This is a genomic window from Clostridium septicum (genome assembly GCF_003606265.1).
In the GTDB taxonomy this organism is placed as follows: Bacteria; Bacillota; Clostridia; order Clostridiales; family Clostridiaceae; genus Clostridium; species Clostridium septicum.
In genome coordinates this window covers 3,212,176-3,237,736 of record NZ_CP023671.1, presented here as the reverse complement: position 1 = coordinate 3,237,736, position 25,561 = coordinate 3,212,176, and the positions used below count along the sequence as shown (strand labels likewise).

The window sequence follows — 25,561 nt, the reverse complement described above, 5'->3', positions numbered from 1 at the left end:
TTTTTAGCAGCTCACCTCCTTCGTTATATTGAGATTTCCTCTAAAGAATTAACAATGTCCTCAAACTTCATTCCTCTTGAAGCTTTAACTAAAATTATATCATTTTCTTTAATTATTGATTGTACATTGTTTAAAAACTCTTCCTTTGTATCATAAATCTCAATTGTCTCTCCTTTAAATCCATTCTTAAAGGATTGACTATAAGAACCTATTGCTATTAATAAATCTACTTTATCTATTGCATATTCTCCTACATTTTTATGAGCTGTTTCTGACTCTTCTCCTAACTCATTCATTGTTCCTAATATAGCTACTCTTCTAGAATTATTATACATATTTAGTACATCTAAGGACGATTTCATTGAATCAGGACTAGCATTATAGCAATCGTTTATTATTGTTATTTTATCTTTTTTTATAACTTGTAATCTCATTGAAGTGGATTCTATATTAGCTATCCCCTTATACATATCTTCTAAAGAAACCTCTAATTCCTTAGCTACTCTTATTGCAAGCATAGCATTTAGTACATTATGCTTTCCAGGCATTTCTAAAATAAAAGTATGAGATTCACCATGTATATGAGCATCAAATGATGTTTGATTCTCCTCTAGTATAATATTAGTAGCATATACATCATATTCATGATTATAGCCAATTTTTGAAACTTTAAAACTTCTATTTGAAAGATTTTGTAACCTCTCATCCTCTCCATTAACTATAAGCAAATTATTTTTATTGAAAAAATCAGTTACTTCTAGTTTAGCTTTCATAATATTATCTTGAGTTTTTAAATTTTCTATATGTGATAGTCCTATATTAGTAATTACTGCTATATCTGGTTTTGCTGTTTCTGCCAAAAGGTGTATTTCACCTAAATCACTCATACCCATTTCTAAAACAGCCACATCAATAGTTGAATCTAATTCTAAAATCATAAGTGGTAATCCAATTTGATTATTAAAATTTCCTTTTGTTTTAAAAACCTTGTATTTATAACTTAAAAAACCTGCTATAAGATCCTTAGTTGATGTTTTACCGCAAGAACCCGTTACAGCTACAACCTTAACTCCTAATTTTTTTCTATAAAAACTAGCAAGCTTTAATAACGACTCTAAAGTATCTTCTACTTTAATAACCGTTATTTTACCATCTAAAGATTTAATATCAAAATGTATTTCATCAACTATTGCAATTGAAGCTCCTTTTTCCATAGCTTCTTCCACATATTTATTTCCATTAAAGTTTTCACCTTTTATAGCTAAAAATATATTATCTTTTTCTATTTTTCTAGTATCTGTTGAAAGCTTATTAAAACTTTTTTCTTTTTTTTCTACAAGCAATTCACCCTCTACAGCATCTAAAAGTTCTAAAAAATTTAGTTCCACTTGAATCACCTCAGATTATTTCCTTAAAATTTCGTCCACTATTTCTCTTTCATCAAAATGTATATAACCTTCATTAGTTATTTGATAACTTTCATGACCTTTACCTGCAAGAACTATTACATCGCCTTCTTCAGCCATACTTATAGCAAGTTTTATAGCTTCAATTCTATTTTCTATTGCTAAATAATTAGTTTTATTAATACCACATACTATATCTCTAATAATAGCCATAGGATCTTCATTTCTTGGATTATCTGATGTAATTATTGCAAGATCTGCAATTTCTGTTCCAATTCTACCTAATTCAGCTCTTTTTACCTTATCTCTATCTCCACCGCATCCATATACAGCAATTAGCCTGTTTTTAGTAAAATTTCTTAAAGTTTCCAATATGTTTTTTAATCCATCTGGAGTATGGGCAAAATCTATAATAATTTCATATGGAATATTATATTTATAACCTACTCTTTCACATCTTCCTGGAACTACAACATCCATTAATCCTTCTTTTATATATTTATCATCTATTCCTTCAGCTTTCATAGCACCTATTACGCCTAATGCATTATATATATTATATTCACCTGGTAATACTGAATTAAATTCAATACCATTTACCTTAAAATGAATGTCCCCCTCTTTCAATTTAATATCACTAGCTTTTATGTCACTATCATTTTCTATTGAATAAGTTATTATATTTTTGTCATTTAATTCTTTTACATCATTTAAAACTCTATATCCATAATTATCATCTACATTTATAACTACACTCTTACTATTTTCAAATAATTTAAATTTCGCATTATAGTAATTATCAAATGATTTATGAAAATCTAAATGATCTCTTGTTAAATTTGTAAATATACCAACTTCATAATGACAACCATAAACTCTATTTAACTCTAATGAATGTGATGATGTTTCCATTACACAATATTCACATCCTGCTTCAACCATATCCTTAAATAATTTTTGAAGTTCTAATGACTCTGGAGTAGTTCTTTCTGACTTCAATTTTTTATCTCCAATATAATTAGCAACTGTTCCAACTAAGCCAACTTTTTTACCTGCTTTTTCTAAAATAGATTTTAATAAATATACTGAAGTAGTTTTTCCATTTGTACCAGTTACTCCTATAAGCTTAAGTTTTTTTGAAGGATTATCATAATAATTCGCTGACATAATAGATAATGCCTTTCTACCCTCTTTAACTTTTATCACTGTTACATCATCTTTATTTACTTCTATATCCCTTTCACAAATTATAACTTTTGCACCAAGTTCTATAGCTTTATTTGCATAATTATGCCCATCTACTTCAAAACCTTTTAGACAAACGAATATATCATCTTCAACTATTTTTCTACTATCATACTGAAGATGACTTATTTTCTTATCTAAAGTTCCTTTTAATAATTCATATTTAACTCCATTTAATAATTCTATTAGTTTCATCTAACCATCTCCTTATTATTATACGAAAGGATATCCACCAATGGTATTTGTATAAAAATTTAGCATGTGATATTCCCACATGCTAAATAAAATGGAAATCCTTAATCTAATCGCCATACTCTGCATTAAGTACTAATTTAACTTCTGTTCCCTTATTTATAAGCTCGCCTTTAGGAATACTTTGCTTTAGAACAAGTCCTTCACCTTCAGTAGTAAAGACTATTCCTAAATCATTTAAAATTTTAGTGGCAGACTCTAAAGAATATCCTCTTAAATCAGGCATAACAACATTTTTATTATAATTCGCTGTATTTCCTGTGTAAAGATTAATTTTTGTTCCTTCCTTAACTGTATATCCTGGGTATGGTTTTATATCTGTTATTATAGTACCATTCCCTTCAATATTATACTCTAATTTATTTTCTTCTAATACTTTTTTTGCATCATTTACATTTAATCCTCTAATTTCCGGAATAATAGCATCTTTAACTATACTATCTATATTATCTTTTGAGAATTCAGATTCCATATAATTAAATATATCTGTAAATAATATGTTTGCAAGTGGTGCAACAATTTGTCCTGCATAGTATGCTCCTGCACTTGGTTCATCAATTGAAATAAATACAGCAATTTTAGGTTCATCTACTGGTGCAAATGCTGCTAAAGAAGAAATATATTTACCAGCTTCATATCCTCCACCATTTGGATTTACCTTTTGAGCTGTACCAGTTTTACCTCCAATATGATATCCTTCAACATATGACTTACTAGTTCCCCCTTGAGTAACTGTTCTTTCAAGATAATCTCTTAAAATAGCCGTATTTTCCTCACTTAAGACCTCTTTAACTTCAGGTGTAAAAGTTTCATCAATTACTCTAGCCCCATTTTCATCAATATGAGAAATTTCTTTCATTATATGAGGTTGTATAAGCTTTCCTCCATTAGCTATTGAATTGAATGCGGCCATATATTGCACCGCATTTACAGTATTGGTTTGCCCAAATGATATAGTTGCAAGATCTGCTTCTGTTATATCTTCTGTATTTTTTACTATACCCTTTGCTTCTCCTGGTAAATCTATACCACTTACTTTACCAAAACCAAGCTTTTTTATATATTCATTTAACTTTTCCGCACCAATTCTCTTTCCTATTTCCATAAACCCAACATTACATGAATTTTGTAAAATTTCAGGCAATGTTTCCACACCATGTCCTGATGTTTTCCAACACTTTATTCTATGTGGCCCTATTTGAAGACCTCCATTACATACAAAAGTATCAGATTCTTTTACTAAACCTTCTTCCATATTAGCTATCATAGTAACAACCTTAAATATTGAACCTGGTTCGAAAGTATCATTTACTAAGTGATTTCTCCACATCTTTTGGAGTTTATCTCCGGATGTTTCACCTTCAAACTTATCTGCACCTTCATAAGGTTCATTAGGATTAAAGTCAGGCTTATTTGCCATAGCAAGTATTTCTCCTGTATTAGGATCCATTATCATTATAGATACTTGTTTTGCTTTATTGTCTATATATCCTTTTTCAGCAGTTTTCTCAGCAAAAGCTTGTAAATTTTCATCTATTGTTAAAGTGACATCTTTTCCATCTATAGGAGGTGTAAGTTTTGAAATTGTATATGGTAACTCATCATTATACTTATCTAACTCAGATATTCTAAGACCTGTAACCCCTGATAAATATTCATTATATTGAAGCTCTACACCTGTAAGCCCCTGTCCATCAATATTAGTACTTCCTAATACATGAGCTAAGAAATTTCCATTTGGATAATATCTCTTTGTATCAGGAGATACCATTACCCCGTGTATACCTAAAGCTTTTACTTTATCTGCAGCTTCTTTTTCAATTCTTCTTACTAAAGTTGCAGACCCTGCATCTGCTCCACTTGGTAACTTTGTATTTAACTTATCAAGTACTTTTTCATTCTCCATTTCAAGAGCTTCTGCTATTAATGGTGATATGTCTTCAGCTTTTTTCTCCTCTTTTTTCAAATATGACCTTATAGAGTTCAAATCAAAATCTACTCTATAAACATTGGCTGATACAGCAAGTTCCTGTCCACTTCTAGATAATATTCTTCCTCGTCTAGCATCAATTTTAACTTCACTTGTCCACTGCTCTTCTGCTCTCGCTGCATAATCTGATCTTTTCACTATCATTATGTAGGATAGTCTAACCATTAACAAGGCAAATAAGCATGTTAATGCTATCAGGGCTAATGACATTCTCTTTCTCATTAGTGCTTTATCCCTATAATTCTTTTTATTCACCTTCATTCCCCCATTTTCCTAAAAAACATGTAGGATGCATCTAATTTAGTGCATCCATAAGTTTTGAAAAAATATTCTTATTTTCTTTTTTACTTTCAGTTTCTTCTGATATGTTTGGAAAATAATTTTTTGATATATCGATTGATATTGTAGAACTATTATCTGGAGCAATCATTCCTAATTTACCAGTTGCTACTTCCCTTATCTTCTCTAAGGAAGAATACTTTAATAAAGCAACTCTTGTAGCTTCTCCATTTGATATTTCTGTTTTTATTTCTGTCTTTAAGTTTGTAAGCTTATGTTGCATTTTGTAAATTTGTCCATACCTTGAAATAGTGGCAACTCCTAAGATAAATATTACAGCTGATAATTGTATAACGCCCCTTGTTCTTTTATTTTTTAATCTTTGAATATGTTTATTTTTTTGTCTTTGAATTTTCTGTTTTTCTTTAACTCTCTTATCTTTTGATGGATTCCCATATTCTCTTTTTGGATTTGTAGCTGTATTGCCTCTTATATAATCATATTCTTTCTCCACCATTTTATTACATCCCCCATACAATTCACTTAATTTTTTAAAGTTTTTCTATAACTCTAAGCTTTGCACTTCTACTTCTTGGATTTTCTTCCACTTCTTCTTTTGTAGGTTCTATTGCTTTTCTGCTAACAAGTTTAACTTTAGCCTTCCCCCCACACACGCATATTGGGAATTCCTTTGGACATGTACAACTTGTTGCTAACTCTTTAAATTTAACTTTAACTATCCTATCTTCTAATGAATGGAATGTTATTATGGCTAACCTTCCTCCCTTGTTTAACTTCATAACAGCATCTTCAATAGTTTTGTTTAGAATAGATAACTCACTGTTAACTTCTATTCTTATAGCTTGAAACGTCCTTTTAGCTGGATGTGGCCCTTCCCTTCTAGCTTTAGCTGGAATTGCATTCTTTATTATTTCAACTAATTCCAAAGTAGTTTCTATTTTCTTTTCTTCTCTTCTGTTAACTATGAATTGAGCAATTCTTCTAGCAAATTTTTCTTCACCATAATCTCTTATTATTCTGTAAAGTTCATCTTCGCTATAATCATTTACCACTTCATATGCTGAAAAAGAATTTTCTCTATTCATCCTCATATCTAAAGGCGCATCTTGCATATAGCTAAAACCTCTCTCTCCAGTATCAAGCTGATAGGATGAGACCCCAAGATCTAATAACATACCATCAATTTTTTCTATATTTAAATTATCTAATACGTTTTTTACATTATAAAAATTACTATGCACAAAAGTAACATTCTTATAATTTTGTAACCTTTTTCCTGCAGCTTTTAAAGCATCTTTATCTTGATCTATCCCAATTAATCTACCTTCATTTGAGAGATTTTTAATTATATGTGATGAATGTCCTGCTCCTCCTAAGGTACCATCTACATAAATACCATTAGATTTTATATTTAATCCCTCTATGCACTCATTTAAAAGTACAGAAACATGTTTAAATTCCATATCTTTACTCCTTATATTCCTAAATCACTCATTTTTTCAGCAATAGAGTCGAAATCTACATCTGACTCATTATATTCTTGCCACTTCTCTTTACTCCAAATTTCTACTCTACTCAATACTCCTATACTTACTATTTCCTTTTCTATTCCTGCATATTCCTTTAAATTTTGAGGAATTAAACCTCTACCTTGTTTATCTGTTTCTATTTCACAAGCCCCTGAGAAAAAAAATCTCACAAAAGATCTTGCATCCTTATTAGTTAGTGGTAGCGTTTTTAACTTCGCCTCTAGTATTTTCCATTCACTTTCTGGGTAAGCATATAGACATCCATCTAAACCTTTGGTAATAACAAATTTGCTTCCTAACCCTTCTCTTAACTTAGCTGGTACTATCATTCTGTTTTTGGTATCTAGAGCATGTTGATATTCACCTATAAACATATTTACCCCTACCTCACCTAGAAACTATTTCACACCACTTCTAACCACTTCTAACCACTTTATAATATATATTCTATAAAATTTAGAGTAATTCTTCAAGTAATATTTACTTTTTTTTGAAAATTATTTGTAATAAACCTTTGTTTACCTATTTAAAGAAAGGTCTTTCATATAACTACGTTAAAATTTTTAATATTCTTTACCTCTAATGGTATAGAGAAATCCCTAAAAAAAAGAATTGGTTAAAAACCAATTCTCAGACTGCTGACAAAGTGTCAGCAGTCTTTAATTTTATACAAATATGTAATATAATTTAAAATATATTAATTTATTACATAGAGGTTTTGGTGATGATAAACGAAAGAAGACAAACGCAAAATGAAATGGAAGTGGTTATGCTAGAACAATTAGTTCCGAAAGACCATTTATTAAGAAAAATTGATAAATACATAGATTTTTCATTTATTAGAGAGTTAACTAATGATTTGTATTGCCATACAAATGGTCGACCAGCTGTTGATCCAGTAGTACTATTTAAAATGTTATTTATAGGATATCTTTATGGCATCCGCTCCGAAAGGCAACTAGTTAAAGACATAGAAGTAAACTTAGCATATAGATGGTTTTTAGGTTATTCAATTACTGAAAAAATTCCAGATTCATCTACAATAAGTCAAAATAGAATTAGAAGATTTAAAGGTACTGATATTCCACAAAAAATATTTGATAATATAGTTCTTCAAGCTATGGAAAAAGGATTAGTTGGTGGTAAGATTCTTTACTCTGATTCAACACATATAAAAGCTAATGCTAATAAGCGTAAGTTTGAAAAAATTGAAGTACAAGTAACACCTAAAGAGTATATAGAACAACTAGATATTGATGTGAATTTAGATAGAGAAAATCATAATAAAAAACCTTTAAAACCAAGAAAAGAAAAAGAAGAAACAAAGCAAATTAAGAAAAGTACTACAGATCCTGATAGTGGATATATGATGAGAGATAATAAACCAGAAGGATTCTTTTATTTAGATCATAGAACTGTAGATAGTAAAAATAATATTATTATGGATGTACATGTTACCCCTGGTAATGTCAGCGATAGCGAGCCAATACTAAATAGAATAGATAGAATTAAAGAAGTATTTAGTATAAAGCCAAAATATCTTGGTTTAGATGCAGGATATTCAAGTAATCCTATTTTCAAGGGGATTGTAGATAGAGATATAACACCAGTAGTTGCATATAGACGTTCTCCTCATAAAAAAGGAATGTATACTAAGAATAAATATATTTATGACTATGATAAAGATATCTATATTTGCCCCAATAATGTTGCGTTAATATATAAAACTACGACTCGCGAAGGCTATAGAGAATATAGATGTTTTGAAGAAATTTGTATGTATTGCCCTCATAAAGATAAGTGTCTTGGAGAAAAAGCTAAATATAAAACAATTAGACGACATGTTTGGGAAAATCATAAAGATGATAATAAGAACTTTCTTAAAACTGAAAAAGGAAAGGGAATTTACAATAGAAGAAAAGAAACAGTTGAGCGAAGCTTCGCAGATTCAAAAAATTTGCATGGGCTTCGCTATGCTCGCTTCCGCGGACGCGAAAAAGTATCCGAGCAATGCCTACTAACTGCAGCAGTGCAGAATATGAAAAAGATAGCAACAAGACTATCTTTGCTACTTTTAGATTTTATTCGTATTATTTTGGATGATATTTTAAATATAAGTTTTATTCATAATTAATAATAGAAAAACCCTCTGTTTTTTAACAGAGGTTTTTCAACAAACTGAGAATTGGTTAAAAACCAATTCTCTAAATTTCTTTTAATTTTAAACATTAAATCTAAAGTTAACAACATCTCCATCTTTCATTATGTAGTCTTTTCCCTCTAATCTGTAAAGACCCTTTTCCTTTGCTGCTGCCTCTGAACCACACTCAATTAAATCATCATACGCAACAACCTCTGCTCTTATGAATCCTCTTTCAATATCTGAATGTATTTTTCCTGCTGCTTGTGGAGCCTTTGTACCTTGTTTTATTGTCCAAGCTCTTACCTCTTGAACACCTGCTGTTAAGTAACTCATAAGTCCTAATAACTTATAACTTGCTCTTATAAGTTTATCTAATCCTGATTCTGTAAGACCATATTCAGCTAACATCTCAGCCTTTTCTTCATCTTCAAGTCCTGATAACTCTTCTTCAAGCTTTGCACAAACAACAACTACTTCTGAATTTTCAGCTTCTGCATATTCTCTAACTTTTTGAACATATTCATTATTAACATTTCCACTCATCATATCATCTTCTGAAATATTACATGAATATAATACTGGCTTTGAAGTTATCATAAATAACCCTTTTACTAATTCTTCTTCGTCTTCATTAAACTCCATTGTTCTAATCGGAAGATTTTTTTCTAAATGAGCTTTAACTCTCTCCATTAACTCATATTCTTGCTTAGCTTTCTTATCACCTGATCTTACTTGCTTCATTGATCTTTCCATTCTTCTTTCTAAAACTTCTAAATCTGCAAATATAAGTTCTAAGTTTATAGTTTCAATATCTCTAATAGGATCAACTGAACCCTCTACATGAACAACATTTTCATCTTCAAAACATCTTACTGCGTGAACTATAGCTGAAACTTCTCTTATATGAGATAAAAATTTATTTCCTAACCCTTCACCTTTTGATGCACCTTTAACTAATCCTGCAATATCATAAAACTCTACTGATGTATAGATTTTTCTCTTTGTATTATATATTTTTTCTAAAACATCCAATCTCTTATCTGGAACACTAACAACTCCTACATTTGGCTCTATTGTACAGAATGGATAATTTGCTGATTCTGCTCCTGCTTTAGTTATAGCATTAAATAAAGTACTTTTACCTACATTAGGTAATCCAACAATTCCTAAATTCATCTATGTACATTCCTTTCTTTCCATAAATCATATCTTTAAAATTATACTCCACAATATTAATTATTTCAACATAGAATGACATAAGACAACTCCAATTTATACAAATGCTACTTTAAATTACTAAGTTTAATGTATCTATTTTTGTTAATAATAATTATGAATAATAAATAATAGGCGGTGATATAATGAAAAAACTAAAAATAATTATACCTTTATTTTTAGTAGCATTATTAATTTTTATGCCAAGCTTTACTGTAGCTAACGCATTAATTTCTGATGATGCAGAATTAAATTGGTACTTTGTTAATAGGAATGATGGTAAAACTCCTGAATGTCCAAAAGAATCTGCAGATTTTTTTGAAGACCTAGATGCATATTATGTAGGTGATACTAATAAAAAGGTATTATATCTTACTTTTGATGAAGGATATGAAAATGGAAACACTCCAAAAATATTAGATATTTTAAAGGAAGAAAAAGTTCCAGCTGCTTTCTTTGTAGTGAAACCTTATATAAAAGATTGTCCTGACATAGTAAAAAGAATGGAAGAAGAAGGACATTTAGTATGTAATCATACTTCTCATCACCCTTCTATGGCTAAAATAACAGATGCAGAGAAATTCAAAAAAGAATTTACTGATGTAGAAGATGAATTTAAAGAATTAACTGGAAAAGACATGCCAAAATTTTTTAGGCCACCAATGGGAAAATACTCAAAAAATTCTTTAAAGAAAACTAAAGATTTAGGATATAAAACCATCTTTTGGAGTTTTGCTTATAAAGATTGGCTTGTTGATAATCAACCATCTGAAGATGCTGCCATAAAGAAAATAACATCTGGCGCTCATAATGGATCTATTATGTTATTACACGCTGTGTCAGATACAAATGTAAAGGTGTTAAAAACAGTTATTGAACAATTAAAATCAGAAGGTTACGAATTTAAACCTCTTACTGAATTACCTGAACATTAAAAATAGACTACCTATGGGTAGTCTATTTTTAATAGTCTATTTTTAATTTGCATATATAACATTTTCTACTTCTAAAGTTAATTTAACTTTTTTATTTAAAGATTCTTTTATAATCTCATTACACTCTTTATCTATTACATAAAAAAACTCTTCGTTTCTTAATGAGTTCAAATTTATTTTCACATTCATTATAGCACTTTCTATTGCTGAATTTAAAAGTATAGCTGCTACACCTGCATCTGATATTAAATTTTTGTTTCCAAACTTTATAGCAAATTCAATATTATCATAAAACCTTAATGATTCTCTTGCTAGATTTAAAGGAATATTCATAGCCTTTATTGTATGTTCTTTTATTTTTTTATTTCTAGTTATTTTTTCTTCTTCTGTTTCTTTAGATAGCTTAAAAGCAGCCATTAACTCTACAAACTCTTGTCTATCTTTTTCCATAAACTCTTGTGAAATTTCAGTAAACTTATAAGCTTGTTTTTGAAAAAAAAGCATCTTCTCTTTTTTATCATTATCTAATTTATCAAAAGACTTTTTGTCAACTGTCAACGAATAAACCATTGAATTTAAACTTGATGCTAATGCTGAAACTAAAGCTGCCGTACTTCCACCACCTGGTGATGGATCATCTGATGATAATTCTTCAATAAATTGATTTATGCTATATTCTTTAAATAACATTACTACACCCCTTTATAAAGTTTTTAAAATTTCTTCATATACTTTTATTATTTCCTTTACTATTACTTTTTTACTAAATCTATTTTCACAACTTTTTCTTATTTCTTGTGAGTCGTATTTAGAAAGATTTTCTTTAATATATTTCATTGCATTTTCTAACTCTTCTATATTATCAACTTGAACAAGTAATCCATTGTCATTATTAATAATATCTTCTGCTCCACCATTAAATGTACCTATTATAGGCTTTCCTGAGGCTAAAGCTTCAATATAAACAACGCCAAAAGTTTCATATCTTGATGCTAAAACAAAAGCATTGCATTCAGACATTTTATTAGAAACTTCTTCTCTTGTTAAGGCTCCTAAAAACTCAACTTGACTATCAATACCAATATTTTTAGCTAAATTTATAAGACTTTCTTTTTGACTTCCTTCTCCTCCAATTTGTAATATACAGTTTTCTCCCTTAAAACCATTTCTAAATGATTTTATCAATGTATCCATTCCCTTTTCACCTTCCAAAAAGGCTAAAGAAAAGAATTTAAACTTTTCATTTATATTATTTTTACTTATTTTAAATAAATCAAAAGGAATTAAATTATGAATAACTACTATGTCATTTCTACCACTAAATTGTGAAATTTCCTTTTTTAATCCATTTCCTACAACAATTAATTTATCTGCTTGTTTATAAGATTCTTTAATACTAGGTTTATAGCTTTCTTTAATATATATCCCCTTCTTTATAGAAGAATGTTCTGTTATAATTAAAGGTATATTATATTTTTTAGCTACATAAGCTGCACTTATTCCACCCCAAAGTGATGATTGGGCATGTATTATATCTACTTTACCTTCTCTCTTAACAATTTCTTTATAAAGCTTTTCCATTCTTTTATTAAAAACCTTAAACATTAATGGGTTTTTAGGTATAAAATTATAATTTTTATATCTAAAAGTTTTTAGACCTTCTTCTACATTTATATTTAAGCCTTTTTTCTCATTAACCTTTCCAAGTAAAGTTAATGGCCATATTTCATTATATGCTATTGAAATTTTTATGCCTTCTTCTTGTAAGGCTAAAGCTTGCTCTTTAAAGAAACTACCATGAACCTTATTCCTAATATTATGATACCAAGAAGGTACAAACATTACATGCATAAATCACTACTCCTTTAAAATTTCATTTAATCTTTTCGAAATTTGTTTCCATTCATATTCCTCAACGGGAAATGTTTTTTCTCCTTTTTCAACTTTTAATGATAATTCCATTAAAAATTTTTCTATTTCGTTTTCATGGTTTAAAACCACTCTACATTTTTCTTTATTATTTACAACATTAATTATAGGATCCTTTTCATCTCCTAATATAACAAGAATATATCCGTAGCACCCAAAATAATCATATATTTTAGCTGGTATTTGCTTAGAATTTTTATTACCAAACAAAAGTAATATATCTCCATTAACCATATATTTCAATGCTTCCTTATATGGTATTCTGTCTGAAACCTTAGCTATAGATATATTTTTTAATTCTTCTTTTATATCATCATTATCTATATTCCCAAAAAACAATACATTTAATTTTTCATAAAAATTATTGTTATGTTCTTTTATTAAGTTCAAGGCCTTTATAAATGGTCGTATATCTCTAAGTTTTGTAAAAATTTCTCCAGTGTAAACTAAATTTATTTTATTGTCATTGATTAATTTAGGCTTTTCTTCTTTTTCTATTTCTTTATACGTCTTTTCATCATAACCTCTTGTAATTACAAAAGTCTTTTCTTTTTCTATATTGTAACTTTTTATATAATCATCTCTATTATCTTCTGTTACAAATATAAATTTATCTGATAATGATATAACTTTTTTTTCTAAGTTTGATTCTATACTTTTTCTTATAACACCAGAATCTTCTCTAGTAGAATCATTAAGCCAAGGATCACTCCAATATGTTATCCAAGGAACATTCCTATTTTTCTTTTTAATATTGTAAGCACAAATATGACTTGATGGTGGCTCATGCATAGAAAAAATAACATCAAAATTTTCTTTATCCATAAGAGCATTTCCATATTTAGATGCTTTTAACGCCCAATATAAATACATATCTGGAACAGCAAAAATCTTCTTTATATTTTTTAAAATACCTTTTAGCTTAGAAGAGTTTGATTTATTAATGTTTTTTTTATCTGCTATGATTTTTTTAGGCATAATTTTTTCAAATATTTTACCACCTGATATTATGTGAAGTTTAACTCTCTTATCTAACATATTAAAAATATATTCATCATAATATATTGAATTTGAAGGAAAATTTACAGTTAATAAATGTACTTCATTCTCTTTAATTTTCACCAAATTATTTAAATATTGAAGTGTTTCTATTGATGCTGAATTGTTTATAAGTGGTGAGTAACACGCAATAAATAATATTTTCATTTTTCCTCCTATTCCCTTCCTTTTATCAATCTATTTTTTATCATATAAAGCACCTCATTAAGTTCATCTATTTTAAGTATAATACACATACCTAAGAATATTAAAACCCCCACAAAAAAATCCATAATTATAATAAATAATGAATTATTTATATTTACATATATATTCATTATATATAATACAAAAACCATTATAAGTGAAGAGATTAATATCTTAAATAATTTTAACATCATTGAACTAATATTAAATTCACCTATTATCTTTTTTGTTGAGTTAAATAGTAATATAGAAGTAACTGCTGCTGAAATTGATGTAGCAATAGCTATTCCTAAAACCCCTATATACTTAGATAGAATTATACTTAATAATATATTTACACATACACCAATTACTCCATTTATAGTAGTTACCTTTGTTTTTTGCATTGAAAATAATGATGAATTTAACATATCTCTAATTCCAAAGAAAGGAAGTTGAATAGAATATCCTAATAAAGCTGCTGATGTTAATAAAACTGCTTCTTTATTAAAAGCTCCTCTAGAATAGAACACATTAATAATATCTCCTCTTAACAATAAAAACGCCATCATTATTGGTAATAAAAATAAACTTATAATAACTATTGACTTAGATAAATAATCTAAAAACCCTTTTTTATCTCCTGCATTTAATCTATTTGCCATAACAGGATAAATGACTGACACTATAGAAGTTGTAATTGCTGTGTTTGCAAAAACTATTATTTTTTGTGAATACTCTAAAGCTGAAATACTTCCTGACACTAATCCAGACGCTAAATTTTTATCTACTATCATATTTAAAGAATTTGCTCCGGCTCCAATAATTACAGGTATAATAAGTATAATCATTCTCTTTATTCGTTCATCATTTAAATCTATAAATAATGATATTCTGTACCCTTGTTTATATAAAGATGGGATCTGAACTAAAACTCTTAATATATTTCCAAGTACATTAGCTATAGTCAATCCTAAAATACTTACATTATTAAATAATAAAAGATATAAGATAATAGGCAAATTAAAAAATACTCCAAGTATTGACGGCATTATAAAATCTTCACAAACTTGAAGAATTGATAAAAAACAAACATTTACACATAAAAACAATAAATTAATTAAACTTATTCTTGTTAAAGAAATAGTTAATTGTATTTGTTCCGAATTAAATCCTGGCACAAAAACATTAACAATATTTTCTGTAAATACCATCCCTAAAAGAAATACTATTAAAGATAGTATTCCTAAAATTGTAATGATATTATTAGAAAGTTTAAACATTTCTTCTTTACTTTTTTTATGCTTAACTTCACTTAACATAGGAATAAAAGTAGTTGATATAGCAAGACCTATTATCATGAAAACAGAATCTGGTATTGCAACAGCTGCACTATATATATCATAAGTTTCACCTGCTCCAAAATGATATGCCGCTAAAATATCACGTCCAAACCCTAAAAATCTGCTTATTATAGTCATTATCATTACAATAAATGTTGCTTTAAATACCTTATTCTTATTCATTTTTTCACCTTTTTCTCTTTTATAACTAACCATAAAAATTTAGGAATACTTCCAAGTCTTTTTATTCTCCAAGGTTCTTTAGCTACACGATAAAACCATTCTAAACCTATTTTTATCATCCATTTTGGCGCTCTTTTAACCTTCTCACCAATAACATCAAAGCTACCACCTACTCCCATAAATACCTTTACATCTAAATAATTCATATATTTAGTTATAAATTCCTCTTGTCTTGGACATCCCATTGCAACAAATATGGCATATGGCTTATTTTTATTAATTTCTTCTAATACTTCTTTAGCATTATTCATATCAAAAAAACCATTTCTATATCCAACAATATTTAAAGCTGGATAGTTAGTTACTAAATTTGCAACACAGGCATTTAAACTCTCCTCTGATGCTCCAAGTAAATATATTCCTCTTTTATTTTTTTCACAATTTTTAATTATTGCTTTCATAAGCTCTATGCCTGCTATTTTTTCTGCAATATCTTTCTTTAGAATTTTAGCAGCTAATTGAGTGCCAACACCATCTGGTATAATTAAAGAGTTGTTAGATTTAAAATTATTAAGCAAAGCTTCATTATTTAATCCTGTATATAAAACCTCTGGATTCCCAGAAACTATATGAACCTTTGGAAAAGTTTCTATATATCTTAAACACTCCTTTAAAGTTTTCTTATAAATTCTATATCCTAAAATATCAACAAAATCTTTTTGTTTCATATATACTCCCTTAAATATCAAATAAATTCAATTTAAACTTTATATAATAATTATAATACCATATTTTTAATAATAACTGAAACAAATCTTATATTATGTAAAAATAACCTGTCTTAAATTTAGACAGGTTTCTTATTATGTATTTAATTAATTTTAAATAAATATATTATATATTTTAAGTATCCTATTTACTCTTTAAATGTTCTGATAGCTTATATAAATATTGGCCTCCCTTATCTGATAAATATCCTAGAACTGCACCGCATAATAAAGCAATAATTACTGCCTGCCACTCTCCTCCTGTACCAAAGATACAACAAGCTCCACAGAATGCACCTGGTATGAAGTCTAATTTTTTGTATTTTGCTTGAATACACATAACAAATGAAAAAACTCCTGTAAATATATATGACCAATAAGAAGCCTCAAATTGTGAAGAGCATATTATAATACACATTCCCCAAAATACACCTGTTATATTTGCATAAATAGATTTTTTAAATCCAACAAATTCTCCTCCTGATGCATAATAACTAGTACATCCTATAAACCCAACCCATGTAATAAGTCCTAAAGATGCACTTACAAATCCCCACACTCCTGATAATATACCTACACTTATAGATATCATTGTTAATAAATCCATTCTTATCCTCCTGAATATTAAGTAAATATTTAAAAAGCCATTTTGTAAATAAATTTTACGAAAACAATAAGAGCACCCTTAAGAGCACCCTTATTAATGGTAATTTATATGCTATACAATGAAATTAGAAAATTATTTTTTTCTCTTTTTCTCCATTTTTAAATTCTATTTCCCCCTTTGAAATACTTTCAGTTGGGCATACATTTGCACATAAATGACATCCTACACATTTATCTTTATTTAACATAGGCTTCCTATTTTCATTATTCCATTTAATAGCTTGATGTCCACCATCATAACATGATATATAACATCTTCCACACCCTACACATGTTTCTTCATTAAACTTAGGGTATATTATATATCCTCTATCTAAATCTTCTGCTGGAATTACATTTTTAACTGCTAATCCAACCATATCTTCAAGTTTGTCAAAACCCTTTTCATCCATAAAATGTGATAATCCACTTATCATATCTTCTACTATTCTATATCCATATTGCATAACTGCTGTAGTTACTTGAAGGTTACTTGATCCTAATAATATAAATTCAAGAGCATCTTCCCAAGTTTCAATACCACCTATACCGCTTATAGGAATGTTTTTCAATTTTTCATTCTTTCTTAATTCATATATGAATCTTAAAGCTATAGGTTTTACTGCTTTTCCTGAGTATCCTGATACCGATGACTTACCATTTATAATTGGAAGAGCTGTCATTTTATCAAAATCAATTTGAGTTATGCTCTTTATTGTATTTATAGTAGCAAGTCCATCTGCTCCACCTTCAATTGAGGCTATAGCAGGAACTGTCATGTCTCCTATATTAGGAGTCATCTTGGCTAATATAGGGAGATTAGTTCCCCTTCTTACTGCTTTACAATAAGATTTAACCAATTCCGGATTTTGTCCTACATCTGATCCCATATCATGGCTAGTCATTTGTGGACATGAAAAATTACATTCTATTATATCTGATCCTGCTTCTGTCACAAGTTTTGCAAGTTCTTCCCATTCTTTTTCATTTTGGCCCATTATTGATGCAACCACAACTTTAGTTGGATAATTTTCTTTAAGTTTCCTTAAAGCATCTAAATTTTCCTCTAAAGAATGTTCCGCTATTTGCTCCATATTTTTAAATCCAATAAAGGATGTAGATTCTTTTCTTAAATTTGTAAAACGAGGTGAAACTTCATTTGGTTTAAAGAATCCTATTGTTTTAAATACTACTCCTCCCCAACCTGTTTCAAATGCTTTTGCACACATTTCATAGCAATTTCCTACTGGTGATGATGATAGAAAAAATGGATTTTCACATTTTACTCCACAAAATTCTATTGATAAATCCTTTTTTTTCATTATTTGGCACCTTCCTTCCTACTATCTGCTTTTCTTAAATAATTATCTATAGCCTTAGCAGCTTCTTTTCCTTCTTTAAGTGCAAATACAACAGTTTTATCTCCTTCTGTTATATCTCCTGAAGCAAAAATGCCTTCTATATTTGTTTTATAGTCTTGTGTAACTATAACACCACTATCACTAATATTTAAATTCGCTATGCTATCTACATTTGTAGGCTCTTGACCTATTGCAAAAATAACATTATCTGCTGGAAGCTCTATTACTGAATCGTCAAACATACCAACAGCTTTAAATCTTTCAACCTTGTTTCCTTTTCCAATTATTTCCTTGGGTTTAAATCCTGTAAATATAGGAATATTTAAACTTTGAAGATATTCTACGCTAGCTCTATCTGCTGGCATCTTGTCTATAGTTCTTCTATATACTAATTTAACATCGCATCCTAAAATATTAGCAGTTGTTGCACAATCAATAGCAACATCACCACCACCAATAACAATAACTTTGTTTCCTAATCTATTTTTATTTAGAACTTTAACTTCGCTTAATAAATCTGTACCATTTATTACACCTTCTAAATTAGCACCAATAATATCTACTTTTCTATTTTTTTGCATTCCTACTGATACTAATATAGCTTTAAATCCTTCTTTTTTTAATTGTTCAATAGTTTTATCCCTACCTATTTTACAATTTGTTTTAAACTCTACCCCTAAATTTCTTATATAAGAAATTTCATTTTCTATAACCTCTTTAGGTAATCTTTCTTCTGGAATACCATAAGTTAACCAGCCTCCAAGCTTATCTTTTTCTTCAAAAACAGTAACATTATATCCTAAACTTACTAGCTTAGTTGCAGCACCTAACCCACTTGGTCCTGAACCAATAATTGCAACTTTTTCTTTGTTTAGATTAACTTTTTCTAATATTTGAAGACCTAACACCTTTTCATAATCTGTTAAATACCTTTGAATCTTTGCAATTTCTATTGGTCTATCAATTCCTGATCTACTACAAGCACCTTCACAATATTTAGCTGTTGGGCATACTCTTGCACATATACCCCCTAAAACATTATTCTCTCTTATAGTTTCTACTGCACCTTTTAAATTTCTAAATCTTAATGATCTAATAAATTTTGCTGGATCTGTTCCAACTGGACAAGCTTTTGAGCATGGAGCATCATGACATAATAAACATCTTGCTGATTCCTCAATAGCAAAATATGGTGTTAACATTTTCTCACTCATTTTTTACTCCCCCTAAAAAATTCCCATTCTTTTATACCAATACTAGTTTTGATTACGTTTACTGGCAAATTATATCATCATTTTTTAAATTTGTCTATATTTTACCCTATAAATCTACGATTTATTTATACAAATTTAGACTTTTATTTATTAATAATAAAAAAATATTATTAAATAGATTTCTTTTTTATATAAATTAATAATGTTTTTAAAATTTTAATATATTTTGTGTTAATTTTTATTTCCATTTTCATTAACTTTTCATAAATATACTATATTAAAATAGAAAATATAAGCAATATAATTCCAATTATTAAAATCCATCTATTATCCTCTACATGGCAAACTCCTGGTAGTAACAAAGCTTCCATTTTATTAATTCTATAATATCCTAAAATCCCCATAACAATTCCAGAGTAAAATAACCAATTAGATAATTTTTTCATATTAAAGCTAACTCCTTCTATAATAATCATTTTATATTAAATAAAATTATATATTATTAGAAATTAATTTTCCATATCACTAAAAAGATCCAAATAAAATCTTTATTTTTTATTTGGATCTTTACTGCTGGTTATATTTTGCTTTTACCTTGATTCAAAATATCCTACAAATGATGATGATAATGTAGGTTCTTCATATATTTCTATTGAACTTTTAAATTTAGGCTTTTCTGGTATAGCTGCAATTTTATAAGATCTACATTCTATTTTAGCAATCTTTTCATCAATTTCTACCACTCTACCTATAAATTCTATATAATCTCCTGCAAATACTGGCGCATGTAATCTAACATTTTCTAACTCTATACATCTACCAAAATTCCCATAAATCTTGCACATAAGTTTTTCAGCCACATCTCCAAGCAACGTGATTGAACGAGCTCCATTTACTATTCCTCCACCATAATAAACATCTCTTGATGACATTCTATAACGAATTTTTGTTTCATAATTTTTTTCTAGTTTTACAAAACTCATTTTATTTCCTCCTAAACCACTCTTATTTAAGCATTTAACTTATTAATATTGAATTTCTCTCCAAGGATTTTTAACAATACCATCTGGTTGAATTCCCCTTTGAACTTCCTTCTTAACTACTAATACAACATCTGCCTCACCAACCAATTTTGGAGTATCATAATAAATAATATCAGTAGACTTAGCATTTATAACACCTGCATTTTTAGCTGAAGTTGCAACTTTAAAAGTTTGAAGCTTACATTTACGTGATGTATTTCCTACTTTAACTAAAGTAGCCTTAAAATCTATTTGATCTCCACAATATATATCTTCATAAAATTTAACATTTGAATACCCTAAACATAATGATTCATCTCCATCATTTAATATCATAAGTTCTGTTTCAGCATCTCCCCACATATCAAACTGTCTTCCTATTGGAACTATTCCTCCTGGATTATTTGCATCTGCAGTAGTCATCTTATAGCTTAATACTGCTTCTTTTCTCATAAACTAACACTCCTTAAATTTCTATTTATTTTATAGTAATTATAAAATCTCTTTTTAAATTACTCCTTGTTTTCTTAATTTTTCTAACTTATTTTCATCAATTCCAAAATTCTTATAAACTTCACTATTATGCTGCCCTAAAGTAGGTGCTGGTGTATCTACACCTCCTGGTGTTCTTGATAATTTTATTGGAACACCTTGAAAGTACATGTCTCCAATAAGAGGGTGTTCCATATGAACCATCATTTCTCTCGCTTGAATTTGCGGATGCTCTATAGCCTCCTTCATATCTAAAACAGGGCCACATGGAATTCCTGCTTCTGCACATATATTTTCTATATCTTTTTTATTTCTATCTTTTGCCCAATCTCTAATTATATTTTGTAAATCTGGAAGATAATTTTTACATCTTAAATCATTTGTGGCATATTTTTCATCCTCCAAAAGATCTATTCTATTCATAACTTTACAGAATTTGCTCCATAATTTATCATTTCCTACGCCTATTGCAATATATCCATCTCTTGCCATATATATATCAAAAGGAGCTATTGACGGATCAATATTACCTTGTCTTTGCGGTATTACGTTTGTCATAGTATTTGTCACAATAGAATTCTCAAGTAATGTAAATATTGTATCTAACATAGCTACATCAACTGATTGTCCCATACCTGTTTTCTCTCTATTATACAAAGCTAATAGTACTCCTACACAAAGATAAATTCCTGTTACATTATCAGCTATTGATGGACCAACTTTAGTTGGTGGTGAATCAGGAAACCCTGTTAAATTAACCATTCCAGCCATAGACTGTGCTACAATATCATAACAAGGTCTGTTAGCTAATGGTCCGTATTGACCAAATCCTGATCCTGATGCATAAACTATATTAGGATTAATTTTTTTTAAAGTTTCATAATCAACTCCTAATTTTTTAGAAACTCCTCCCCTAAAATTTTCTACAACTACATCTGCTTCCCTAACCATCTTATAAAATATCTCTTTTCCTTCTTTTGTTTTCAAATTTAATGTTATTCCCTTTTTATTTCTATTTAAAAATGCATAAAATCCACTCTCACCACTTTTCTCATCGATAGGTCCCCAGGTTCTACATTGATCCCCTTGAGGTGGTTCTATTTTAATTACATCCGCACCATTATCTGCTAATAAAGTTGTGCAGAAAGGTCCATTATACGCATGGGTTAAATCTAATACTTTAATCCCTTTCAATGCCTTTGACATTTCACTATCTCTCCCATCTTATAATTTAATTATTTACTTTATAGATTCTCTCTTATTTAAATAATGTTCCACTAATAATTAACTTTTGAATTTCATTAGTTCCCTCATATATTTGAGTTATTTTAGCATCCCTAAACATTCTCTCAACATGATAATCTTTCATATAACCATATCCCCCAAGCATCTGAACTGCCTCAGTTGTTACCTTCATTGCTGTATTTGTACAACAAACCTTAGCTTTAGCTGCTGAAAGTCCGTATGGCTTTCCTTCCTGCTTATCCATTGCTGCCTTATAAAGAATATATTTAGACTGCTCTATTTCTATTTCTAACTCTGCCATCTTAAATGCAAGATATTGATTCTTAAACAAAGGCTTACCAAATTGTTTTCTTTCCTTCATATAGTTTTTTGCAATTTCAAAAGCCCCTTCTGCTATTCCTAATCCCTGTGCTGCTACTCCAATTCTTCCTCCATCTAAACTTGCTAATGCTATCTTTAACCCTTGTCCTTCTCTACCCAACATATTTTCAGCAGGTACTATACAATTATCCAGTAATATTTCACTTACTTGAGCTGATCTTATACCACATTTATTCTCAATATTACCTATTGATATACCCTTAAAATCCTTTTCCACTATAAAAGTTGATATTCCTTTAGGTCCTTTTGCTTTATCAGTTATTGCTACAATAACAAATATATCTGCAAGTGGAGCATTTGTTATAAATGTTTTAGTTCCATTTAATATATAATTATCTCCATTTTTAATTGCTACAGTTTGAAGACCGCTAGCATCTGAACCAGCATTACTCTCTGTTAAACCAAAACAACCAACTTTTCTTCCTTTAAGTAAATCTGGTAAATACTTTTTCTTTTGCTTCTCTGTTCCATTATTATATATTGCTCCTGAACACAATGAAGTTGTAACAGACTGTGCTATTCCTAAGGAAGCACAAATTTTAGAAACCTCTTCAATTGCAATAACGTATGATAAATAGTCTCCTCCTGCTCCAGAATATTCTCTTGGATAAGGTATTCCTATTAATCCTATTTCCCCCATTTTTTTATATATATTAATTGGAAATTCACCTTTTTCATCATAATTAATTACTACTGGCTTTATTTCTTTTTCTGTAAAATCTCTTGTTAATTGCCTTACTAGTTCTTGTTCTTTAGATAAATTAAAATCCATTGCATCCTCCTAATATGATTATTAAATTCTAGCATTCTTTTTTACTTAATTTTTCATATAACCGTTTACCTGTAGATTCACATAAAACTCCTAATACTGCTCCAAACACCATAGATGGTAAAACACTTTGCCAATTTCCATTAGCTGCACATGTTGTAAAACACCCCATGAAAGTCCCCGGAATAAAAGTAAAGTATTTTATTCTAGATTGATAACACATTGCAAATGTTACTATCCCCGTCATTATAGCTCCAGCATGAGAAATATTTAACAAAACTGAAAGCTTTATAATTATAACTGCCCAAAATATACCACTAACATTTGTAAATATAGCTGTTTTAAAACCTTCTTTTCTTCCCCCAGCTGCAAAGAAAGTTGTACACCCAGCAAATCCAGCAAATCCTATAAGTCCTGTGAAATCACAACCTAATGCCCACCCAAAACAAAGAATTGCTGTCATCAATGATAAAGTAAATATTTCACTCATAGCTTGCCTCCTATACTAATAGTGGAGCCCCTCTTTTTATAAATCTACCACTTCCTTCTTTTCCTAAATACTTTCCATCTTTAGCTATAATTTCACCTCTTAATAAGGTTAATTCTGGGTATCCCTTTAACTTAAATCCTTCATATGGTGTATAGTCTACATTTTCATTTAACATTGACTTAGTAACTACAGTTTCTTTATTGGGATCAAAAACTACTAAATCTGCATCACTTCCTACAACTATACTGCCTTTTTGTGGATACAATCCAAATATCTTTGCTGCATTTGTAGATGTTACTTCTACAAATCTTGATAAACTCATATTATTTTCTAAAACTCCATAAGTGTAAATAAGAGCCATTCTTAACTCCACTCCTGGTGCTCCATTTGGTATTTTAGTAAAATTATTTATTCCAAGCTTCTTTTGATTCATAAAAAATGGACAATGATCAGTAGCAATAACTTGTAAATTATCCTTCTTTAAAGCTTCCCACATATATTTCCAGTTTTCTTTATCTCTTAAAGGCGGAGACATAACATATTTAGCTCCATTGAAATTAGGTTCTTTATAATTATCTGTAGATAGCAATAAATATTGAGGACATGTTTCACCAATTACATGATATCCTTCTTCTCTAGCCCTCTTTATTTCAATAACTGATTTTTTACAACTATTATGAACTATATACAAAGGTGTTTTACAAAGTTCTGCCATCTTTATAGATCTAGAAACAGCCTCAGCTTCACATAAATCAGGACGTGATAAAGCATGATATAATGGTTCAGTTTTTCCTTCTGATAATAGCTTTTCTGTAAGATACTTTATAACATAATAATTTTCTGCATGAACACATGTTAAACCACCATTTTCTGAAACTTTTAAAAGTGTTTTCATTAATATTTCATCATCTATTCTCATACCTTCATATGTCATAAAAACCTTAAAGCTAGAATATCCCTTATTTATTACATCTGGAATTTCATTCATTATATTACCATTCATATCTGTTATAACTATATGAATTCCATAATCTATACAGGTTCTATTATCTGCTTTATCTCTCCATATCTTTGCAGTTTCATTTAATGTTTTCCCTGTAGGCTGTACTGCAAAATCTATAATTGTTGTTGTTCCTCCACATGCAGCAGCTTTAGTTCCCGTTATAAAGTCATCACTTGAAAAAGTTCCTCCAAAAGGCATTTCCATATGTGTATGTGGATCTATACCTCCAGGAAAAACATATTTACCAGTAGCATCAATAATATTTTGGGCATTATATTCTAATTCCTTACTAATAGCTAATATCTTCCCATCCTTTATTCCTATATCTCCCCTATAAACATCTGAAGCATTAACAATAGTTCCATTCTTAATTACAGAATCAAATAAACTCATAATATTCCCCCTATTTTATATTTTTAACCCCTAATTACCAACTGGCTGCTAATATCATTTATAGATTTTTTTCATTTTTTTATTC

General features: G+C 28.9%; 23 protein-coding genes and 1 pseudogene. 2 read left to right on the top strand and 22 right to left on the bottom strand.

The window, feature by feature from the left end:
* Positions 1–23: 23 nt before the first annotated feature.
* The 6 genes from CP523_RS14900 to mraZ all read right to left on the bottom strand — a co-directional run bounded on the left by CP523_RS14900 (position 24) and on the right by mraZ (position 7,096).
* A complete protein-coding gene (locus CP523_RS14900; RefSeq protein ID WP_066676091.1) occupies positions 24–1,388 on the bottom strand; it encodes a UDP-N-acetylmuramoyl-tripeptide--D-alanyl-D-alanine ligase in 1,365 nt (454 codons plus the stop codon).
* Between the two features lie 15 nt (positions 1,389–1,403).
* On the bottom strand, positions 1,404–2,846 hold the full coding sequence (locus tag CP523_RS14895; RefSeq protein ID WP_120141001.1) for a UDP-N-acetylmuramoyl-L-alanyl-D-glutamate--2,6-diaminopimelate ligase: 1,443 nt from the start codon (positions 2,844–2,846) through the stop codon (positions 1,404–1,406).
* A 106-nt stretch (positions 2,847–2,952) separates the two neighbouring features.
* Positions 2,953–5,148 (bottom strand): stage V sporulation protein D, encoded by a 2,196-nt coding sequence (locus CP523_RS14890; RefSeq protein WP_066676094.1) that lies wholly within the window; start codon positions 5,146–5,148, stop codon positions 2,953–2,955.
* A 40-nt stretch (positions 5,149–5,188) separates the two neighbouring features.
* Complete coding sequence (locus tag CP523_RS14885) at positions 5,189–5,689, bottom strand: hypothetical protein (protein WP_066676095.1); 501 nt, start codon at positions 5,687–5,689, stop codon at positions 5,189–5,191.
* Positions 5,690–5,723: 34 nt separating this feature from the next.
* Entirely contained in the window at positions 5,724–6,656 is a 933-nt protein-coding gene (gene rsmH / locus CP523_RS14880) for a 16S rRNA (cytosine(1402)-N(4))-methyltransferase RsmH (protein WP_066676097.1), read from the bottom strand.
* Between the two features lie 11 nt (positions 6,657–6,667).
* On the bottom strand, positions 6,668–7,096 hold the full coding sequence (gene mraZ / locus CP523_RS14875) for a division/cell wall cluster transcriptional repressor MraZ (protein WP_066676098.1): 429 nt from the start codon (positions 7,094–7,096) through the stop codon (positions 6,668–6,670).
* A 350-nt stretch (positions 7,097–7,446) separates the two neighbouring features.
* Here mraZ and CP523_RS14870 point away from each other — a divergent pair.
* A pseudogene (locus CP523_RS14870) lies at positions 7,447–8,787 on the top strand (IS1182 family transposase); the annotation flags it as partial.
* Between the two features lie 156 nt (positions 8,788–8,943).
* On the opposite strand, the gene ychF reads toward CP523_RS14870, so the two are convergent.
* Positions 8,944–10,041 (bottom strand): redox-regulated ATPase YchF, encoded by a 1,098-nt coding sequence (gene ychF / locus CP523_RS14865; protein ID WP_066676100.1) that lies wholly within the window; start codon positions 10,039–10,041, stop codon positions 8,944–8,946.
* Positions 10,042–10,226: 185 nt separating this feature from the next.
* Between ychF and pdaA the strand changes: the two genes are divergently transcribed.
* Positions 10,227–11,015, top strand: a complete 789-nt coding sequence (gene pdaA, locus CP523_RS14860) for a delta-lactam-biosynthetic de-N-acetylase (RefSeq protein ID WP_066676101.1) — start codon at positions 10,227–10,229, stop codon at positions 11,013–11,015.
* 42 nt (positions 11,016–11,057) lie between these two features.
* Here the strand turns inward: pdaA and CP523_RS14855 are convergent, their stop codons facing one another.
* The 15 genes from CP523_RS14855 to hydA form a co-directional block, all read right to left on the bottom strand.
* Complete coding sequence (locus tag CP523_RS14855) at positions 11,058–11,705, bottom strand: cyclodeaminase/cyclohydrolase family protein (protein WP_066676102.1); 648 nt, start codon at positions 11,703–11,705, stop codon at positions 11,058–11,060.
* Between the two features lie 12 nt (positions 11,706–11,717).
* Positions 11,718–12,866: a glycosyltransferase gene (locus CP523_RS14850; RefSeq protein WP_066676103.1), complete on the bottom strand. Its 1,149-nt coding sequence runs from the start codon at positions 12,864–12,866 to the stop codon at positions 11,718–11,720.
* Positions 12,867–12,872: 6 nt separating this feature from the next.
* The gene (locus CP523_RS14845) at positions 12,873–14,150 is read right to left on the bottom strand and encodes a glycosyltransferase (protein ID WP_066676105.1); all 1,278 of its coding nucleotides are present in this window, start codon (positions 14,148–14,150) and stop codon (positions 12,873–12,875) included.
* A gap of 8 nt (positions 14,151–14,158) precedes the next feature.
* On the bottom strand, positions 14,159–15,694 hold the full coding sequence (gene murJ / locus CP523_RS14840) for a murein biosynthesis integral membrane protein MurJ (RefSeq protein WP_066676154.1): 1,536 nt from the start codon (positions 15,692–15,694) through the stop codon (positions 14,159–14,161).
* On the bottom strand, positions 15,691–16,422 hold the full coding sequence (locus CP523_RS14835) for a WecB/TagA/CpsF family glycosyltransferase (RefSeq protein ID WP_066676110.1): 732 nt from the start codon (positions 16,420–16,422) through the stop codon (positions 15,691–15,693). Before CP523_RS14835 ends, murJ begins: the two co-directional genes overlap by 4 nt.
* 184 nt (positions 16,423–16,606) lie before the next feature.
* On the bottom strand, positions 16,607–17,068 hold the full coding sequence (locus CP523_RS14830) for a DUF1097 domain-containing protein (protein ID WP_066676111.1): 462 nt from the start codon (positions 17,066–17,068) through the stop codon (positions 16,607–16,609).
* Between the two features lie 124 nt (positions 17,069–17,192).
* Positions 17,193–18,428 (bottom strand): NAD-dependent dihydropyrimidine dehydrogenase subunit PreA, encoded by a 1,236-nt coding sequence (preA, locus tag CP523_RS14825; RefSeq protein WP_066676112.1) that lies wholly within the window; start codon positions 18,426–18,428, stop codon positions 17,193–17,195.
* Complete coding sequence (locus CP523_RS14820) at positions 18,428–19,681, bottom strand: FAD-dependent oxidoreductase (RefSeq protein WP_066676117.1); 1,254 nt, start codon at positions 19,679–19,681, stop codon at positions 18,428–18,430. Before CP523_RS14820 ends, preA begins: the two co-directional genes overlap by 1 nt.
* Before the next feature lie 272 nt (positions 19,682–19,953).
* The gene (locus CP523_RS16090; RefSeq protein ID WP_162926004.1) at positions 19,954–20,127 is read right to left on the bottom strand and encodes a hypothetical protein; all 174 of its coding nucleotides are present in this window, start codon (positions 20,125–20,127) and stop codon (positions 19,954–19,956) included.
* A gap of 144 nt (positions 20,128–20,271) precedes the next feature.
* Positions 20,272–20,664: a hotdog fold domain-containing protein gene (locus CP523_RS14815; RefSeq protein ID WP_066676119.1), complete on the bottom strand. Its 393-nt coding sequence runs from the start codon at positions 20,662–20,664 to the stop codon at positions 20,272–20,274.
* A 42-nt stretch (positions 20,665–20,706) separates the two neighbouring features.
* Complete coding sequence (locus CP523_RS14810; RefSeq protein WP_066676121.1) at positions 20,707–21,156, bottom strand: beta-alanyl-CoA:ammonia lyase; 450 nt, start codon at positions 21,154–21,156, stop codon at positions 20,707–20,709.
* Positions 21,157–21,210: 54 nt separating this feature from the next.
* A complete protein-coding gene (locus CP523_RS14805) occupies positions 21,211–22,401 on the bottom strand; it encodes a CaiB/BaiF CoA transferase family protein (protein ID WP_066676123.1) in 1,191 nt (396 codons plus the stop codon).
* Positions 22,402–22,453: 52 nt separating this feature from the next.
* The gene (locus CP523_RS14800) at positions 22,454–23,593 is read right to left on the bottom strand and encodes an acyl-CoA dehydrogenase family protein (protein ID WP_066676125.1); all 1,140 of its coding nucleotides are present in this window, start codon (positions 23,591–23,593) and stop codon (positions 22,454–22,456) included.
* 28 nt (positions 23,594–23,621) lie between these two features.
* Entirely contained in the window at positions 23,622–24,080 is a 459-nt protein-coding gene (locus CP523_RS14795) for a DUF1097 domain-containing protein (protein WP_066676127.1), read from the bottom strand.
* Positions 24,081–24,090: 10 nt separating this feature from the next.
* A complete protein-coding gene (gene hydA / locus CP523_RS14790; RefSeq protein WP_066676129.1) occupies positions 24,091–25,476 on the bottom strand; it encodes a dihydropyrimidinase in 1,386 nt (461 codons plus the stop codon).
* Between the last annotated feature and the right edge of the window lie 85 nt (positions 25,477–25,561).

What these genes read in the sequence shown, in the direction of transcription:
- CP523_RS14895 (WP_120141001.1), bottom strand. Translation starts at nt 2,846, where the DNA reads ATGAAACTAATAGAATTATTAAATGGAGTTAAATATGAATTATTAAAA.
- CP523_RS14885 (WP_066676095.1), bottom strand. Translation starts at nt 5,689, where the DNA reads ATGGTGGAGAAAGAATATGATTATATAAGAGGCAATACAGCTACAAAT.
- rsmH (WP_066676097.1), bottom strand. Translation starts at nt 6,656, where the DNA reads ATGGAATTTAAACATGTTTCTGTACTTTTAAATGAGTGCATAGAGGGA.
- mraZ (WP_066676098.1), bottom strand. Translation starts at nt 7,096, where the DNA reads ATGTTTATAGGTGAATATCAACATGCTCTAGATACCAAAAACAGAATG.
- ychF (WP_066676100.1), bottom strand. Translation starts at nt 10,041, where the DNA reads ATGAATTTAGGAATTGTTGGATTACCTAATGTAGGTAAAAGTACTTTA.
- pdaA (WP_066676101.1), top strand. Translation starts at nt 10,227, where the DNA reads ATGAAAAAACTAAAAATAATTATACCTTTATTTTTAGTAGCATTATTA.
- CP523_RS14855 (WP_066676102.1), bottom strand. Translation starts at nt 11,705, where the DNA reads ATGTTATTTAAAGAATATAGCATAAATCAATTTATTGAAGAATTATCA.
- CP523_RS14850 (WP_066676103.1), bottom strand. Translation starts at nt 12,866, where the DNA reads ATGCATGTAATGTTTGTACCTTCTTGGTATCATAATATTAGGAATAAG.
- CP523_RS14845 (WP_066676105.1), bottom strand. Translation starts at nt 14,150, where the DNA reads ATGAAAATATTATTTATTGCGTGTTACTCACCACTTATAAACAATTCA.
- murJ (WP_066676154.1), bottom strand. Translation starts at nt 15,694, where the DNA reads ATGAATAAGAATAAGGTATTTAAAGCAACATTTATTGTAATGATAATG.
- CP523_RS14835 (WP_066676110.1), bottom strand. Translation starts at nt 16,422, where the DNA reads ATGAAACAAAAAGATTTTGTTGATATTTTAGGATATAGAATTTATAAG.
- CP523_RS14830 (WP_066676111.1), bottom strand. Translation starts at nt 17,068, where the DNA reads ATGGATTTATTAACAATGATATCTATAAGTGTAGGTATATTATCAGGA.
- preA (WP_066676112.1), bottom strand. Translation starts at nt 18,428, where the DNA reads ATGAAAAAAAAGGATTTATCAATAGAATTTTGTGGAGTAAAATGTGAA.
- CP523_RS14820 (WP_066676117.1), bottom strand. Translation starts at nt 19,681, where the DNA reads ATGAGTGAGAAAATGTTAACACCATATTTTGCTATTGAGGAATCAGCA.
- CP523_RS16090 (WP_162926004.1), bottom strand. Translation starts at nt 20,127, where the DNA reads ATGAAAAAATTATCTAATTGGTTATTTTACTCTGGAATTGTTATGGGG.
- CP523_RS14815 (WP_066676119.1), bottom strand. Translation starts at nt 20,664, where the DNA reads ATGAGTTTTGTAAAACTAGAAAAAAATTATGAAACAAAAATTCGTTAT.
- CP523_RS14810 (WP_066676121.1), bottom strand. Translation starts at nt 21,156, where the DNA reads ATGAGAAAAGAAGCAGTATTAAGCTATAAGATGACTACTGCAGATGCA.
- CP523_RS14805 (WP_066676123.1), bottom strand. Translation starts at nt 22,401, where the DNA reads ATGTCAAAGGCATTGAAAGGGATTAAAGTATTAGATTTAACCCATGCG.
- CP523_RS14800 (WP_066676125.1), bottom strand. Translation starts at nt 23,593, where the DNA reads ATGGATTTTAATTTATCTAAAGAACAAGAACTAGTAAGGCAATTAACA.
- CP523_RS14795 (WP_066676127.1), bottom strand. Translation starts at nt 24,080, where the DNA reads ATGAGTGAAATATTTACTTTATCATTGATGACAGCAATTCTTTGTTTT.
- hydA (WP_066676129.1), bottom strand. Translation starts at nt 25,476, where the DNA reads ATGAGTTTATTTGATTCTGTAATTAAGAATGGAACTATTGTTAATGCT.